This is a genomic window from Nostoc sp. (assembly GCF_036917675.1).
Taxonomy (GTDB): Bacteria; Cyanobacteriota; Cyanobacteriia; order Cyanobacteriales; family Nostocaceae; genus Nostoc.
Map to the genome: position 1 here is coordinate 62,512 of NZ_JBALCT010000051.1, position 17,379 is coordinate 79,890.

Annotated in this window: 12 protein-coding genes; 6 read left to right on the forward strand and 6 right to left on the reverse strand. The window is 43.2% G+C overall.

The genetic code is table 11. The features are described 5' to 3' along the window. Positions 1-23: 23 nt before the first annotated feature. Complete coding sequence (cimA, locus tag V7K31_RS18300) at positions 24-1,760, forward strand: citramalate synthase (RefSeq protein ID WP_335095841.1); 1,737 nt, start codon at positions 24-26, stop codon at positions 1,758-1,760. A 504-nt stretch (positions 1,761-2,264) separates the two neighbouring features. Here cimA and V7K31_RS18305 read toward each other — a convergent pair. Beyond that, a complete protein-coding gene (locus V7K31_RS18305) occupies positions 2,265-2,498 on the reverse strand; it encodes a hypothetical protein (RefSeq protein WP_292824491.1) in 234 nt (77 codons plus the stop codon). A gap of 160 nt (positions 2,499-2,658) precedes the next feature. Here V7K31_RS18305 and V7K31_RS18310 point away from each other — a divergent pair, with 160 nt between their 5' ends. Then, complete coding sequence (locus tag V7K31_RS18310; RefSeq protein WP_335095843.1) at positions 2,659-4,776, forward strand: NAD(P)/FAD-dependent oxidoreductase; 2,118 nt, start codon at positions 2,659-2,661, stop codon at positions 4,774-4,776. 82 nt (positions 4,777-4,858) lie between these two features. On the opposite strand, the gene V7K31_RS18315 is transcribed toward V7K31_RS18310, so the two are convergent. Next, positions 4,859-6,403: a hypothetical protein gene (locus tag V7K31_RS18315; protein WP_335095844.1), complete on the reverse strand. Its 1,545-nt coding sequence runs from the start codon at positions 6,401-6,403 to the stop codon at positions 4,859-4,861. 1,099 nt (positions 6,404-7,502) lie between these two features. On the opposite strand from V7K31_RS18315, the gene V7K31_RS18320 reads away from it, so the two are divergent. The 4 genes from V7K31_RS18320 (at position 7,503) to V7K31_RS18335 (ending at position 13,069) form a co-directional block, all read left to right on the forward strand. Beyond that, entirely contained in the window at positions 7,503-8,957 is a 1,455-nt protein-coding gene (locus V7K31_RS18320) for an aminotransferase class V-fold PLP-dependent enzyme (RefSeq protein WP_335095845.1), read from the forward strand. A 302-nt stretch (positions 8,958-9,259) separates the two neighbouring features. Next, complete coding sequence (locus V7K31_RS18325; RefSeq protein ID WP_335095848.1) at positions 9,260-10,546, forward strand: sulfite oxidase; 1,287 nt, start codon at positions 9,260-9,262, stop codon at positions 10,544-10,546. Between the two features lie 149 nt (positions 10,547-10,695). Next, positions 10,696-11,487, forward strand: a complete 792-nt coding sequence (locus tag V7K31_RS18330; RefSeq protein WP_335095850.1) for a sulfite exporter TauE/SafE family protein — start codon at positions 10,696-10,698, stop codon at positions 11,485-11,487. A gap of 589 nt (positions 11,488-12,076) precedes the next feature. Next, positions 12,077-13,069 carry an RNA ligase (ATP) gene (locus V7K31_RS18335; protein ID WP_335095851.1) on the forward strand — a complete coding sequence of 331 codons (993 nt, stop codon included), beginning with the start codon at positions 12,077-12,079 and terminating at the stop codon, positions 13,067-13,069. Positions 13,070-13,136: 67 nt separating this feature from the next. On the opposite strand, the gene V7K31_RS18340 is transcribed toward V7K31_RS18335, so the two are convergent. From V7K31_RS18340 to V7K31_RS18355, 4 genes are all read right to left on the reverse strand, one after another. After that, a complete protein-coding gene (locus tag V7K31_RS18340) occupies positions 13,137-14,636 on the reverse strand; it encodes an Ig-like domain-containing protein (protein WP_335095853.1) in 1,500 nt (499 codons plus the stop codon). A 166-nt stretch (positions 14,637-14,802) separates the two neighbouring features. Beyond that, positions 14,803-15,576 carry a TIGR03943 family putative permease subunit gene (locus tag V7K31_RS18345; protein WP_335095854.1) on the reverse strand — a complete coding sequence of 258 codons (774 nt, stop codon included), beginning with the start codon at positions 15,574-15,576 and terminating at the stop codon, positions 14,803-14,805. Positions 15,577-15,636: 60 nt separating this feature from the next. Then, positions 15,637-16,689, reverse strand: a complete 1,053-nt coding sequence (locus V7K31_RS18350; protein ID WP_335095856.1) for a permease — start codon at positions 16,687-16,689, stop codon at positions 15,637-15,639. A gap of 492 nt (positions 16,690-17,181) precedes the next feature. Next, on the reverse strand, positions 17,182-17,379 hold the full coding sequence (locus V7K31_RS18355; protein WP_335095858.1) for a hypothetical protein: 198 nt from the start codon (positions 17,377-17,379) through the stop codon (positions 17,182-17,184).

Sequence of the window (17,379 nt, forward strand, 5' to 3'; positions counted from 1 at the left end):
GTTGTATAGTCGGTCCCAGTTTTATGACCACAAATTCCTCGCCTCAACTTTGGCTCTATGACACTACACTACGGGATGGCACTCAGCGCGAGGGGCTATCAGTATCGATAGAAGATAAGTTACGCATTGCCAAGAGACTCGATCAACTAGGAATTCCCTTCATTGAAGGCGGTTGGCCTGGTGCTAATCCCAAGGATGTACAATTTTTCTGGCAACTCCAAGAAAATCCGCTAAAACAAGCTGAAATTGTGGCTTTCTGTTCGACTCGCCGCCCCAACACCACTGCCGCAACTGAACCGATGCTACAGGATATTTTGGCTGCGGGAACTCGCTGGGTAACGATTTTTGGCAAGTCTTGGGATTTACACGTTACAACCGGACTCAAAACGACATTAGAAGAAAATTTGGCGATGATTAGGGACACAATTGAGTATCTCCGTTCTCAAGGGCGTCGGATTATCTACGATGCCGAACATTGGTTTGATGGCTATAAGCACAATCGAGATTATGCTTTACAGACATTAGAGGCGGCGATCGCATCTGGTGCTGAATGGCTAGTCCTCTGTGATACCAATGGCGGCACTTTACCCCACGAAATTAGCCAAATTGTGCAAGATGTGGTAAGGGTGACTGGGGAATGGGGCATGGGGCATGGGGCATGGGGCATGGGCAAAGAATCTACCCGATCACCAATGACGCCAATTGCTTCAACGGAGGGAACCTCCGCAACGCACTGGCTCCCCAATGCCCAATCCCCAATGCCCCAAATTGGAATTCATACTCATAACGATTCGGAAATGGCGGTTGCTAACGCAATAGCTGCCGTGATGGCAGGGGCAAAGATGGTACAGGGGACAATTAATGGTTACGGTGAACGTTGCGGTAATGCTAACCTCTGTTCGTTAATTCCCAATTTACAACTGAAGGCGGGTTACAGTTGTATCACAGAAGACCAGCTCACACAACTTACAGAAGCTAGTCGTTTTGTCAGTGAGGTGGTCAACCTTGCACCAGATGAACACGCCCCCTTTGTGGGACGTTCAGCTTTTGCCCACAAGGGCGGTATTCATGTATCAGCCGTAGAACGTAATCCCCTAACTTACGAACACATTCAGCCGGAACAAGTCGGGAATTCTCGCCGCATTGTGATTTCGGAACAGTCTGGACTCAGCAATGTTTTAGCCAAAGCCCGTAGTTTTGGCATTGAACTCGATCAACAAAAGGCAGAGGCCAGGGAAATTCTCCAGCGTCTCAAAGATTTGGAGAGTGAAGGATTTCAATTTGAAGCAGCAGAGGCAAGTTTTGTATTGTTGATGCACGAAGCTTTGGGAGATCGTCAGCAGTTTTTTGAAGTCAAAGGTTTCCAAGTCCACTGTGACTTGATTGAGGGGAAGGAAACTAGCAATGCCCTAGCTACAGTCAAAGTCGCTGTTGAGGGGAAAAATATTTTGGAGGCGGCGGAAGGTAACGGTCCGGTGGCAGCTTTGGATGCGGCTTTACGCAAGGCTTTGGTGAACTTTTATCCCCAAATAGCAAGCTTTGATTTGACAGATTACAAAGTGCGGATTCTCAACGGACATACGGGCACTGCGGCAAAAACCCGTGTGTTGGTGGAATCAGGCAATGGCCATCAACGCTGGACGACGGTAGGAGTTTCTACCAATATTTTGGCGGCTTCCTATCAAGCGGTGGTGGAAGGATTGGAATACGGTTTGTTGTTGCAATCCCAAGGGTCAGCAGCTTTGAAAGCTTCTGGTTGACAAAAATCACTATGTAGTGTAATGAAATTTTAGGCTTTTCGTTGAGATGGGAGGCGATCGCCTCCCATCATCGTGCAACACTTTTGTGCGATCGTGGCTCAAGGTCAATTAGCGTTACAAATATTTTTTAGCAGCCAGAAAACTGAATATAGGATATTTAAACAATTACTTTTACCTTTTACCTTTTGCCTGACTAGTACGGCACGGCATAAATAAACCACCCATTCCAAATCAATGAAACCCTTACGCTGTATACCTGTTTGAATTTTGAATGCGTGAATTTTGAATTCACGGCGGTACTAGCGCCCAGTGCTGATATGGTTAAGTTAGTGGCTTCTGTGCCATGAATGCAAAAATAACAACCCAATTGCCAATCCCATACTGGCAATTATTGTTACTCCTATACCTAAAATGCGTAGGCGCAGCCCAACCCAGGCATCGCTAATATTTAGGTGCATATCTAGAAATCTAATGCTGCGACAAAAACTTCATCCTATGCAAGGTTTAGGAGAACTTTTCCCAGGATTGGGCAACTAATTGGCTCAACCAGCGACGTTGTTGCTGATCCAGCAGTGGATCATCTGCTAGCAACTGAGCGGTTAATTCTTCCAAAGATTGACCCTGAGCGCGGACAATTTTAATTACTCCAGCGATCGCACTGGCAACTAGTTCTTCATCAATCGGCTTTTGTCGCAGGGCAACAATTTCTTGGGGACTGTCTGGAATGGGATAATTCATGGCGTGGGTTTACAGAAATACAAAATGAACAATAACTTTGACAAACTCTTAAAATTTCTTCACTGAATCTTTACGAAACTAATAGGGCGGAGTTTACCTTACTTTGTGCCTTCATAAAATCTGTCTTAGTGAGTAGATTGAACGGAGATGTCAGCAAACGATGAGAGAAATTCTTTATTTAGAAGTTCCAACTTCGGATATAGCAACTGTGCGTAGCTGGTTACAAACAGATTTTGAACCCGGAAATGGAGAAAAAGTGCTTACCTCGGAAGGCTTTCGCCTCAAAATCCCCACAGCAACTCCAACTGCTACCGGGGCTATTTCCGAAAACTTGCCTGCGGAACTTTCGGTATTTGTCTGGTGGGTGCAACGAACTACCTATCTGAAAGTGTTTCGTTGGGCAGAACAAGCCTTTCCCAGTGAAGGACAAATTCTGCAACGCCTAACCAAAGAAATCAGAAGCCGTTTTCCGCATCATTACCCAGAACCGCCAGCGATTGATTTATCCCAGCAATCGATTTTTGCAGCACTAGGCTCTGTTTACCCCCTCACGGTCAAATATTTTCAGAAAATGCCCAACGGTGAATATGACCTAACGCGTGCCTATTGGTGGGAACAACGATGGCGCGAAGGGGTACGGAATCCGCAGCAGCCGCGTCAAGTTCTGTTTTCGCAGGGGAGCAGGGGGGAAACAACCAATGCCCCATGCCCTATGCCCCATGCCCAGTACGACATCATTTATATCGGTGGCGCACTAGGCGCGATTCATGCAGCACTGATGGCAAAACTGGGATATAAAGTTCTGCTAGTGGAACGAATGCCCTTTGGGCGGATGAACCGAGAATGGAATATTTCCCGCGATGAGATTCAAAGTTTAGTTAACCTGGGTTTAGTCACCCCCGCTGAGTTAGAAACCATCATTGCCAGGGAATACAAAGACGGATTCAATAAGTTTTTTGATGCTAATAATCCAGCCAAACTGCGATCGCCCGTCCTCCACACACCCACAGTCCTAAATTTAGGCTTAGATTCCGAAAAATGGCTCCAAATGTGTGGGCAAAAACTGCAAGCGGCAGGCGGTGATATTTGGGATGAAACAGAGTTTATCCGTGCAGATATTGATGTATCACAAGTACTTCTGAAAGTCAAGCACTTACCCAGTCAAAGCGAGAAGCAAGTAAGTGGACGACTGCTAATAGATGCAATGGGAACTGCATCCCCCATCGCTTGGCAATTAAATGGTGGTCGAGCTTTTGATAGTGTATGTCCGACAGTGGGAGCGGCGATTGAGAGCGGATTTGAGCCTGGGGTGTGGGATTCCCAATATGGAGACGTTCTTTACAGTCATGGGGATATTTCGCGGGGAAGGCAGCTGATTTGGGAACTGTTTCCGGGAGCAGATGATGAACTGACGATTTATTTATTTCATTACCACGAAGTCAATGCTGAAAATCCCGGTTCCTTGCTGGAGATGTACGAGGACTTTTTCACGATTTTGCCAGAGTATCGCAGGTGCGATATGGACAAATTGGTGTGGAAGAAGCCGACATTTGGGTATATACCGGGGCATTTTAGTGTGGGGAGTAGCGATCGCACAGTTGCCTTTGATCGATTGATTGCGATCGGTGATGCCGCATCACTCCAGTCTCCCCTGGTTTTCACCGGTTTTGGTTCTCTAGTTCGCAACTTAGAGCGCTTAACAACACTGTTGGATACTGCTCTCAAACATGACTTGTTGAGTTTCCGACACTTGAACCAAATTCGCGCCTACCAAAGTAACGTTTCAGTAACTTGGCTATTTTCCAAAGGCATGATGGTGCCCACAGGGAAATTTTTACCACCGCAACGGATTAACTCTATGCTCAACACCTTTTTTGGGCTGTTAGCAGACGAACCGGTAGAAGTGGCAGATAACTTCATCAAAGATCGGTGTGATTGGTTAACCTTTAACCGCCTAGCACTCAAAGCAGCTAGTAAAAATCCTGCCTTGCTTTTATGGATTTGGGAACTTGCTGGGCCTAGGGATTTACTCAGATGGCTTGGTAGTTATTTCAACTTCGGTCGTCATGCCCTGGTTAGTGCTTTGCTGAGTCCTTGGTTTGGACGCTTCTTAAATCGGGTAGGTTTTTGGGTGGAACCCCGGAATCCGGGATTATGGCTGTGGTTATTGACGATTAATTATGCGATCGCCACAGGCAAACCGCGATCGCGCGCTCAAGTAGCAAAAGCCAACCCAGAAGCCATAATTCCGAAGTCAGAAGCAAGGATTCTTAATTAGTCATTAGTCATTAGTCATTAGTCATTGGGCATTGATCACTTGACTCTAAACTCTTGTACAGACGCGATTCATCGCGTCTCTCCTATTGACCCAAGGGGCGAAAATTTGGCAGTTCCACCGATGCCAATGACTTACGCCCCTTGGGTGGACGCTGGGGATAAACCACCGGTGAAGGTGAATTCGCATCATTGGTGTTATCACCTGATAACTCTGGGGACAAATCAGTAGCCGATAGTTCTAACTGTGTCAATTGTGAAACATCTGACCAGTAATCTTCAGTTTCTTCAACAGGTGTCTCGGTGTGAGGTGAAGTATAGGAAACTGGTAAATTATCGGCTGGTGAAAGCATAGAATCTGTCGTCCAAGAAGTTGAGGTAGTAGGGGGATTAATTTCTGCTTCCAATTGCTCCTCCTGTGGATTTTCTAGTTCTTCATCGTCTTCTAAGATTGTTGCTAAAGTATCCCAGATAGGCGGATTACTATTCACATCCGTTTTCGCAGTAGGTGGTGGTGGTGATGCAGATGCAGGCTGGGAGGTGAAAAACATTTGGATTAGACTATCTAATTGCTGATCTAAGTTTGATGAACCCAAAGGTGAAACAACTTCCGGTGTATCTGGGGAATCATCAATTTCTGGCGAGGCGCTGGGTTGTGCTGGCGTTGGCGTGTCCTTCTTAACTGTCCAGTTCCAAGAAGATGATGCTGTCGGAGTGGCTTCATTTCTTTGAAATGGGAGTGGTGTTGAGGGTTCGCCCCAAGAATTATCTAGATTATCAGTCAAGGATTCTGGTTCTGTTGACCAAGGTTGAATTGGCTGTGCGTTAGGAAACAAAGACCGAGCTTTTTTAGAGAATCTTCCTTGTCCACTGGTTATGTCTTTGGGATGTTTTGCAGTATCTTCTAGGGAGTCATAGCTAGGAACCGATGTATCTAGACATTTTTCCAGAGCCGCTTTGAATTGCAGCGTCTGGCGTTGTTGTCGCATAAGTCTAGTACGTAACTCCCGACAACCATTTTCTGATTGCAATAGCTGCTGAGACTGTTCGTTATTGTGAGTGTGTAGCAACGTACATTCTCGCTCTAACTGGGCAAGGCGTTGTTGGCTAATTTGTAGCTGTGCTTTATAACTATCAATAAAAAGTTCCTGGCGTTGAACAGTTTGTACAGCAGTTTCTAATTGTTGAAATAGGGATTTTATCTGTTCTTGAGCCGCAGCCAATTCCTGAGTATGTTGGTTGAGCATCGACTCACTAACGCTAGAACGCGTTTTCTGCCACTGCAAAACCTTTTCAGACTCAGCTAGATTGTCTTTTAGCTGCTCCACTTGTTCATACAAGTTATTGTTAGCCGCACGCAATTCTTCGTTCAATGCCAGCAGGTTCTGAAATTCCGAGTCAATAAGTGCTTGTTTGCCGCTTTCCGGCTCTGCAACCCAGTCCTGCTGGGTGGTGTCTTGTGAAAATTGTGTATCTTCAGCTGGCATGAGGAGTGGCAGTTTTCTAACTGCCATATTGTCATTAGGCACAACTGAGTAAAACGGGCAACTCGCCTGTTCTGATTGTGGCGAATTAGCAGAATTTAGGGATTCGATCACAGCCCCCTTGTTTGAGGTGTCAGCTTCATTCATCACTCTTGACTCACCTGCTTAAAAATATTCAGCAGTGCTGGCATTAGCATTGCTTATCAACTATGTCTAATCAGGGTTTGCTCTAAAAGCTAAGTTTAACTCTCTCCAAGCACCAGCAATTAATTATCAATTGGTGTTCCCCATTTTGGATTTAGACTGATGCCGTTATAACACTATGATCCTCTTCTCCGTCAAGAAGAGGCGAAAGGTTAACTCGGGCTACCTTTGGGGAGAGAGGAGAAACCCGATACTTAAAAACTAAACTGTATTGGCTGATGAAGTTTTTCTAGATCAAAAAACTGCATAATTATATAGTTTATTATTTATAATCGCATCTGTCTGAAGATTGTAATTAAAAATGTCTTCTCCAATACGTTTTTATACTGACTCATTTATTACTTAGGATCGATACAAGTACAAGTATCTACTATTCATAATTCTGTAATCTTGAGCGATCGCTATTTAATGTCAGCAAACAACTAAGAGCTTTTGTCAGAACTGCAATGTTAGGAAATTCTGCCAACTACGAATAAATACGCATAAAAAATTGTTGAAGAAGTAATAATATATCTAAGTGAATTAATAAAACTTTCTTAAAGAGTAATCTCAACTTAGTACAGGCTTTTTTCTCGGCAAATACAGTCCTAGTAAGCAATTCCAGCCTTAGTTAATCAGAAGCTTTTTCTATGAGCTTGCCTTCAATCCGTGAAGTTTGTTTAATGACTGCAAGAAGGTTGTTTAAAGTATACTTGACTACTTGCTAATAATTTTTATATTGTATATTAAAATACAATTTTAAGACTTTAATTAAGTATTAACACTGTTAGAATTTTAATTATTTTATTAAATAATAATAGGTATAGCCGGGTTTTCTACTAGGAACAAAGTAATTATAAAGACCATGATTACTGGCGATTGATCAGCTAATGTACTTTTAATTTGCATAACCAGGGCGCTCATGTTGCCCACCCCACAAGATTTTTACTTCTAGGTAATATGCAAGTTAAACGTCCAACAGATGATCATTGTGGCGCGAAATAAAGCGTTGTGGCAGTTAGGCTTGTCTAAAAAATCCAAATTTTAAATAGGGGTGCTAAAAATGACTGACATACTTTCAATGGATGCAAAAATCAAGCAAGAAGCTGCTCAATTACCGCTATTTGTAGAAAATTGTGACAGCTTTTGGAACAAAGAAATCAGACCGTTATTTACAAATGAGTCTCTATCTTTCAAGGTGAAAACTCTTAACGGAAAGTATGTCAACTACGTCAACTTGGATAATGGAGCGACAACTACTCCCTTTGCAAGCCTTAAGCAGCATGTAGACGAGATGCTTGACACCTATGGCAGCGTGCATCGAGGTTCTGGGCAAAAGTCCATCGTCACTACACGAGAATATGATGCCAGCCGCAACATTATTCGGGACTTTGTGGGGTCATCTTCAGACAACTATGTAATCTTTGCGAAAAATACAACAGAAGCAATTAATGGAGCGGCGACACTTTGGGCAAAAAAACCTGGGAAAATCTTAGTTTCTGATATTGAGCATTCATCCAATCTGCTGCCTTGGGTTACTAAAGACGAAGTTGTGCAGTACAGAACCCAGCCGGATGGAAGTGTCAGTATCACAGAAATTGAAGATATTTTCAAGGCACACCAAAATCGCCCTAAAGCCGAGCAAATTAAGTTAGTAACTATTACAGGTGCTTCGACAATTACAGGTTACAAACCCCCGATTTACGAAATTGCAGCTTTAGCACATCGGTATGGAGCCAAGATGTTTGCTGACGTGTGTCAGTTAATTCAGCATGAACGAGTCGATATGCATGCAGATGATCACCCATGTCATTTAGATTTTGTGGCTTTCTCTGGACACAAGATGTATGCCCCTTATGGAACAGGGGTTTTGTTGGGGCCGAAGGAATTTTTTGATAGCTCCTACCCTTATCAAATCGGGGGTGGAAACCTGCCTTATATCACCAGAAATCTAGAGATCAAGCGTTTTTATACAGAACGCGCCCATGATCCTGGAACACCAAACGCAATGGGTGCGATCGCTATTGCCAAGGCGATTGAAATTATCGAAGCTTTAGGACGCGATCACATTGCTCAGTATGAACACTCTTTAGTTGAATTCACATATACACGGCTTGGGCTGATTCCTGGCGTCAAATTACATATCCCAGGAGATAATTTAGCCCATGTTATTCCCTTTGATATTGATGGGTTTGATGGACGCTTAGTGGCAGAGATTCTGGCACAAGAATACGGCATTGGGGTTCGGGCTGGGGCTTTCTGCACTTATGAATATATTCGCAAACTTAAGAATATTTCAGACGAGCAAGACTGCGAGATTGCTCAGGAAGTAGACAGAGGAATTACGCGCAACATTCCTAGTATTATCCGAGCCAGCTTTGCTGTGTATAATACATTGGAAGATTGCGATCGCTTTATAAGTGCGATCGCTCAAATAGCTAAAAACGGATTTGACCACTATTTGCCCAACTACACACAAGATCAGACAACTGGTGTTTGGACAGTCATAGACAGCTAGTTTTTTTAGGGCATTGGGCATTGGGCATGGGGCATTGCTAATTAATTCTTCTCCCTCATCTCCCTCTGCTCCCCTGCTCCTTCATCAAGCCTTATACTTTGTATATTAATTAACGTGGATTCGACGGCTTATGTTGTAATCGCTTAATTAGCGTAAATATTGAAACTTCTAGAGAGGTTTTACTACGCAAAACCGCCCCTCTCCGACTCCCAGAGGGACAGACTTGAACTTTCGTTCAAGGTAGGGAGAGGTTTATCGAACTCACGTTAATTACGAATTACGAATTAAAAGGGGGTAATAGCTTGAGCGATGAAAACCTCTTTAACCAGGAGGATTATCTAAAAGCACGGGTTGATGAGTGCATCTGGCAAAAAAGTACAGATGCAGGTATTTCGCGCCAACGCTTTCTGCAAATACTAGCCACTATGGTAGGCGGAAGTGCGATCGGAGCGTTAGCTAAACCTGCGTCTGCTCATAGTCAGACAGGTGTTAAAACCAAGGGCAGTAAAATACTTAAGCCATTGCCACCAGGGTATATCTCTCATAGCAAAGGCACATTAGAGATGAACTGGGAAACGATGTATGGGCGTGGTTATTTAGTACCAAATGATTGGTTCTATGTTCATAACCGGAGTACGCCTCCCCCTTTTGACCCGTCTACATGGCGTTTGCAGATTCACGGAACTGGCGTTTCTGCCCCCTGCGAGTTCACTTACGATGAAATCATCGCTATGCCGTCCATCTCAGTCACTTGTGCTATTGAGTGTGCTGCTAATGGTCGGCGCTTCTTTGAAGAAGCTTATAACACAACACTCTCTGGAACACGGTGGAGGCTTGGGGCGATTGGTGTAGCTGAGTGGACTGGTGTACCACTTGGTATGTTATTAGAGCGAGCTGGACTGAAATCCACAGCAAAAGATGTACTCGTTGAGGGTGCAGATTTGGATTCGCTGGACTCAAAAGAGACAAATAAATCCAAGTTCAGTAGTGTAGTTCCGATTAGCAAGGCATTAGCAGATAACTCGCTCCTCGTCTATGCAATGAACGGAGAACCATTACCTCCAGATCATGGTCAGCCATGCCGTGCCTTATTCCCTGGTTGGGGAGGAAACGCCAACGTTAAATGGATTGAGCGGATTGAGGTTTCCCAAACGCCGATATATACCCAGTGGGTGATGGAGCAAATGGTGTTGGTTGGTGCAGACTACCCAGCGATCGCACCGTATAAAGGTAAGCTGATTACCTATCAAAATGTTAAGAGCGCTTTTGAGTTGGCTTGGCCAGCGACACTTTCTGCTGGAACCCACTTATTGCGTGGACGTTCTTGGTCTGGGAAAGGAAACATTGACCGTGTGGAAGTCAGCTTGGATGGCGGCAGAACTTGGCAATTTGCACGACTGAGAGAACCAAATTTTCCATTTGCGTGGGTACGTTGGGACATTGAATGGAACCCAGTTCCTGGCGAGTATTTTCTCCAAGCTAGTGCTACTGACAATTTAGGTAACACACAACCGACTAAAGTTCCGTGGAATGATTCTGGATTGCTCTACGGAGGTGTTGTTAGCCATCCAGTGACAGTACAAGGTTAATCACACCAAATCAGTTCTCTAGAAAAAGACCTATAGCAGTCCTAAATCAATTATGAAAATCTCTATTTCTGATCTCTCCGTGTTCTCTGCGTCTCTGTGGTTCGATTAAAAAACTATTTTTCACAACCCCTGCACGGATTGCTATATTTATGATTGATTTTAGCTGGTTGATTTTAGTGACTGGGGGTTTAATATCTGGAGTTATAGCTGGACTTTTAGGAATAGGTGGCGGTATTATCACAATTCCTCTTTTAGTCACACTAGGTTATACTCCCGTTCAGGCGATCGCTACTAGTAGCCTTGCTATTGTGATTACTTCAATTTCTGGAAGTTTGCAGAATTGGTGGATGGGCTATCTTGACTTTAAACGAGTAATTTATTTAGGAATTCCAGCTTTCTTAACTACTGGAATAGGTGTATATTTCGCCAATAAAATTCCATCCTATATAATACTTTTTACATTTGGCATCATCCTACTTGCTAATATCTATTTGATTGAGCTTCGCAAGCAACTGGCCTTTAAGGAAATAGAGAATACAGCCCCAATATTTAACCCATTAGTTTCTAAAATTGGTACTGGGGGAGCAGCAGGAATTTTGGCAGGTTTATTTGGTTTAGGTGGCGGTACGATTATGGTGCCACTGCAAATGTTGCTACTAAAAGAAGATATTAAAGTAGCAATTCAGACTAGTTTGGGTGTGATTGTCATCACTGCTTTAGCTGCCTGCACAGGACATACATTAGAGGGAAATATTTTGTTTGTTCAAGGTATAGTTTTGGGATGTGGTGGTCTTTTAGGCGTTCAAATGAGTACTCGCACATTACCAAAACTACCAGATTATACTGTGAGTTTAGTGCTTCGTATTTTCTTAGGAATACTATCAATTTATATTTTTTGGGAAGCTTGGATAAATTATCAACAAATAGTTACTAATTCGTAATATAGGAATCCGGTTTGATTTCAGCAAGCCCTACGTAGGGGAGCCAGTGCGTTGCGGTGAGGGGGTCGCAGTCTTGGCGCTTGGCGTCGATTGCGAACCCCCGAACCCGAAGGGAGGTTCCCTCCGTTGTAGCAACTGGCGTTGTGTTAGCAAGGAGAGTACGGCACCAAACCCTTGATAATAGTGCGTTACGAACTTCGTTCTAACACACCCTACATACTACATACCAAATTTTGTCCAAAAATTAAATCGGATTGTTATATGAGTCTTTAGCTATTACACTATTTTAGCCTTGCCACGCCACTACAAGATAGCCAAAGTCTAAATTTTCAAAGGGGTTTCAGCCTTAATTTGACACGTATGCACAGCTATAGGACTCATATTTGATTTTTGAAATACACGTAGGGTGCGTTACGCTACGCTAACGCACCATCCAAAGCTTCTGGTGCGTTACGACGTTCCGTCTAACACACCCTACAAATACTTAAATTTTTTCATAAATCAAATCGGATTCCTATAGCTGTACGCCCATACTGTGTAGTAAATTTAGAGTTTTTCTAAAATCTATTTTTTTCAAAAGAGGTGAGCTATGAGTATTTTTAAAGTTGAAGTTGTCAAAATCAACAGCATTAATCCTCATCCTAATGCTGATAGGCTAGATATTGCCTCTATTGAAGGTATGGGATATCAAGTAATTATAGTCAAAGGTAACTTTCAGTCTGGTGATTTAGCTTTTTACTTTCCTATTGATAGTGTTATTCCAGAAAACTTTTTAGATCAGTTTGGTATTCGTAACTACTACTCGAAAAAACTGCGTGCTGCCAAACTTCGCGGAATTTTTTCTGAGGGTTTGCTTATTCCCGTTGGTAATAACTTTATGGGAAATGTCGGAGACGACTACACGGAATATTTTGGTGTAACAAAGTACGAATATCCAATTCCTCAAGGGATGAGCGGGGAAGTGGAAAGTTTTATTGGATATTACAAATTCCCCAGTCCAGAAAACCTGAAACGTTACAAAAACATCCTAATTGAAGGTGAAGAAGTTGTTGTAACAGAGAAGTTGCACGGAACTAACTTCACTGTTTTAGTTGATGCTGATGGCACAACTAAAATTGGCAGCCATAATTACTTCTGGAAAAACAGCGAAGTAAACAAAACATTAGTTTATATTCGTGCTTACAACGAAAACGAAGCTTTCCAGAAACTTCCGCCAGGAACTCAGATTTTTGGCGAAATCTACGGCGTACAAGATATCAAATACGGCTTGAATAATGGCAATATTGGAATTGCTATATTTGCTGTGCGTCGCGGCAGTTATTTTTTCAATTACAGCGATTTTGTGGCTTTTTGCGAAGAATTTGCTTTGCCGAAAGTACCTGCGCTTTATATCGGTGCTTACACTTGGGAAGCGGTGTCTCAGTTCAATAATGCCAATAGTGTAGTCAGTCCCAATTGCATCATGGAAGGCGTTGTTGTGCAACCAGTCATTGAGAAAATGCATCCAGAAATAGGTAGAGTAGTCTTAAAATTGATTAGCGATCGCTATCTGCTCCGTAAAGATGGAACTGAACTCCATTAGGTTCAACTCGAGTTAAGGTGGCGATACCCTAACTGAGCTTACGAATTACGAATTACGAATTATTCGATCAAGGTAGCCATCGGGGATGAAATCCGGCTAAGGGGAGTTGTTCTGGTCTAATTTCAACTGTCGCAGCATCAGCGATGGGTAACAAAGGCATTAACCACAGACTACTGGTAGCGATCGTATCTCCATCATCAGTTTTCAAAGTGTTTGCGGGTAATGATGCTGGGGGGTTTGTCTGCGGTACTACTTGATCAAATAACAAGCCCAAACCATCGGCAGATAAACTCATTTGCACATTCCGTTGAGCGGGCGGCAGTACTAACAGTGGTTTCTGTTGCCCGGTTTTCAGATCAATTGCCACCACATAAGGCTGTTCTATATATTGTTCCTTGGATATTAGCTGTGTCAGCAAGCAGTAGAGGGTGGGTGAGGCGATGTCAAATTGGCAGCTGAGAATTGACCCTGTAGTTTTTAAAAGTTGTTTCTGCACACCTTGGTTTGTCACCAAAAATAAATCTCGCGTGTAATCTGTATTAAACTTTACCATCGCTGCTTGAGAGCCATCTTTGGAGAAAGCCTGTACCAAACCAAACTGCGGCAGAAAATCTAGGGGTTTACTGGCATCACCTTGCAGTGGTAAAATCGCTGCTCCCTGTCCTTGGGCAACTGCTACGGCTTTACTATCTGGCGTGATCATAAAGTCTCCTCCAGGTTGGCTTTTCAGGCGTTTCGGTGCGGGTTTTTCTCCTGAACCGTCGCTGGTTGCTGGCATAAACCATAGTCCAAAGTCGCCGGGATTAGTTTTGTTTCCCCTCTGGATGACAATAGTTTGCCCATCAGGTGATAAGTCAAATTTCAGGTTTTGATAATCTTTACTATCTAAAGTCAGATCAACTTTGCCTCCTGGTTCTACTTCTTTTGCAGATTTACCAGAAACGCCTGTTGTCACTGTGTATAGTTGGGCTGAAAGTAAGTCTTGGTTGTTTGCGGCGCGAGCAGAAAATAAAATTTTCTCCCCATCAGGAAATGATTCAAAGTCAATTACTATCAGGTCTTTGGGGGTAAGTACTCTTTTTTGCTCTTGGGTCAAGTTGTAAAGAACTAACCGTCCCTGTTCTTGTTGATCGGTTCCAATGTAAAGGATGACGCGATCGCGTGTGCGGAAGCTACCAACAAAGGGCTGGATCACCCGATTTTTGCCTTCTTGCTGGGCAAACTTATCTTTGGCTCCCTGTAACTGCACTTTATAATTCGTGCCATAGGGTGCTGGTGTCACCAGTGTATAAACCATCCGCCGACCTGCCCAACTGAATTTCCCTGCTAGAGGTGGCTCGATTTTTAAGTTATCCTCTACGCTTTTTATTTCCATTGGGCGGCTGAAGGTGACGGTAAAGGAGTTATCTTCTGCCCCAATTTGTTGATTTTGCCAGGTAAATTCCCGGACACGAGCTGTTACCACATCACCTTGCAATATCATCAACCCAATTAGCACACTCAGCAGTAGCATCAGTGCGATCGCGATACGATCAAGTGGTTGGATAAATGCTTTAGATTTAATCATTGGTTATTGGGCATTGGGCAATTCAATTTTGGATTTTGGATTTTAAATTTTGGATTAAATTTCAATCTAAAATCCAAAATCTAAAATTCTTGCTCCCCCACTCAGCACTCAGCACTCAAAACTCAGCACTGATGAGGGGCATTGGTCATCAACAAATGACAAATGACTAATAACTATAGGGATTCTGTGGTTGAGGAATCTTTTTGAGAGAGGTAGCGGCAATGGTAAGTTGGCGTTTACCTGACAAATTCTCTGTCACCATTTTTCCTTCGACTTCCAGCCAGGTATCAGGGGAATAAGGTTCTTGATTGTTTGGGAGTTTGACTGGTAATCCCACAGGGTAAGCATCTGCTGCACAGCAAGTTAAGACAAATCGTGCTAAGAACAAATATTCTTTTCCTATATCCGATGGGTGGATGACAAATCCCTGCACCTTGACTTTTTGACCTGTGTATGTATCTGGTTCTGGATAGACGTTGACGGTGCGTACCCAGTCTACAAGCGATCGCTCCTCTGGACGAACAGTAGCCCGAAAGGCTTGGGGTTTGACTCGTGTGCTTCCTAATAAATCAGCCGTCACACCCCTTTGGAGTGCTTTGTCACTAGCAAAAACTTGTGGTGTAATGATAAAACCTAGAATCGCTGTGGTCAACAACAAAGCACTGCCCCAACCAGGGGGAAATAAACTAATATGCGGGGAGTTTGACGTCACATCACGGCGACGCCGTTGCCAAAGTTCCTGCATCTTGAAGAAACCAATAATGATCAAGCAGATACCAGTCACGACCACGAACCAAATGTAATTTGGGTGAATCAACAGGTTCAGCTTGTTAGTTAGCCAATATCTCAACATCAAAACGCCCCAAGCTGTAATTGCTATAGCATCCAGCCAAGGGAGTAACAGATTTGGGATTTTAGATTTGGGATTTTTATTATTCATTAATCAAGAGTCATTAGTCATTAGTCATTGGTCATTGGTGATTAACAAATGACTAATTTTTTAAAGGACGTGCAAGTTCAGGAAAAGGGTGAACACAAATGTTAATTGTGCTGCTAAAGCAAATAAGTAAAAAACTGTTTTCGGTTTAAAAATGGATAACAGCAAACCAATACCTTTGATGTCAATCATTGGCCCAAACACCAGGAATGCCAACAATGAACCACTGCTAAAGGTTGAAGCAAAAGATAGAGCAAAGAAAGAATCAACTGTAGAACAAATTGACACCACTACTGCTAATATCAGCATGACCACAATTGAGGTAATTGGCCCAGCACCCAAACTGAGAATCCATTCACGGGGAGCTAGGATTTGAATAGCAGCAGCGATCGCACTTCCTATAACCATGATTCCGCCCAGTTCTCGGAATTCTTGGATGCTATTATCTACAACTAGGCGCAGTTTATCTGCAAGCGGCTTATTAGAAGTAGAGTTGGAGGTAGGTGGTATCAAATTAGCATCTATCCGCAGAGGTATACCCGCTTTTCCCCCTAAGATATAAGTCCCGGATTGCAAGATATTTGGTACTGTTGCTTCCTGTTGTACTTCGTAATGTTTACCACGGCGTTTGGTTTCAGGCTGCGCGGGTGGATTAAACTTCATATAACGAGCGATCGCAGGTTGGAGTATAGGATTTAAGTCCTTTTGAAAACTGAAAACATACCCGATAATTGTGGCAATTACTAGGGAAAATACGACTCGTAAGACCACTATTTCCGGCTGATCTCGAAATGCTGTCCAAGTTGACCAAATTACAATTGGGTTAATTGTTGGTGCTGCTAGCAAAAAACCAATTGCGACTGGTGTAGGTACTCCCTGAATCAGGAACCGCCGCGCTACCGGTACATTCCCGCACTCACACACCGGAAATAAAAAGCCGATCATACTGCCAACTAAAGCACCCAGCAGTGGATTTTTGGGCATTTTTTCTACTAATTTGCGCTCATCAACAAAAAACAGCAGCAAACTGGAGAATAAAACCCCAAGAAGCAAAAAAGGCATCGCCTCGACTAGCAGACTTAGAAATAGCGTAAAACCATTGTTCAATTGATTCATGGGCGTCGCAGTCAAAAGCGGTTTTGAGTTTTAGGGTTCTGCCTAGTCATTCATTCTATCGAAATGGGGATCAAAAGCAGTTCGGGAAAATTAAACATTATTTAAGTAGCAAGTTGTCTTACCTTGCTAGTAGCGCTTAAGCGTTGGAAACCTTTGATTCAGCCAAGATCGTAATTTTTACCTGAGTGCATTTACTGAGGATGACCATTTCTAAGATTGTCTAAGTTCAGGAATTGTTCCGCTCTAGAGGGCAAGTAGCTGCATAGATGATTTGGAATTACCTATGTTTATACTTACAGTAATTTGCTGGATAAGATATTAGCTCGGCTGTACTTTCATCAAGTATTCACAGTTATTCGACATTTGGCGGCGCGAATAGCCCGTCGTAGACATCGCTCTTGGTTGCTACCATCATTGATTTTGGCTAATTCTGGCAAAAATGGAGCTGAGCTTTAGTTGATTTTTTACTATAACAACTCTAAAAAGGCAAGACTAAATTTTAGCAAACAATCTAAAAATCACCATCAGGCTAGAAACCTGGATGGTAGTCACTACAACGGAGAAGTCGCACGATGAGCCAGCACGCTCTTCTGGCTTGGTGCTAGCTTCTCCCAATGTAAGAAGGGGAAACGTTAACGGCGAACAAACGTCTGGGAAAATCCCATGAGCGACTGGTATCAGGTTTCGCAA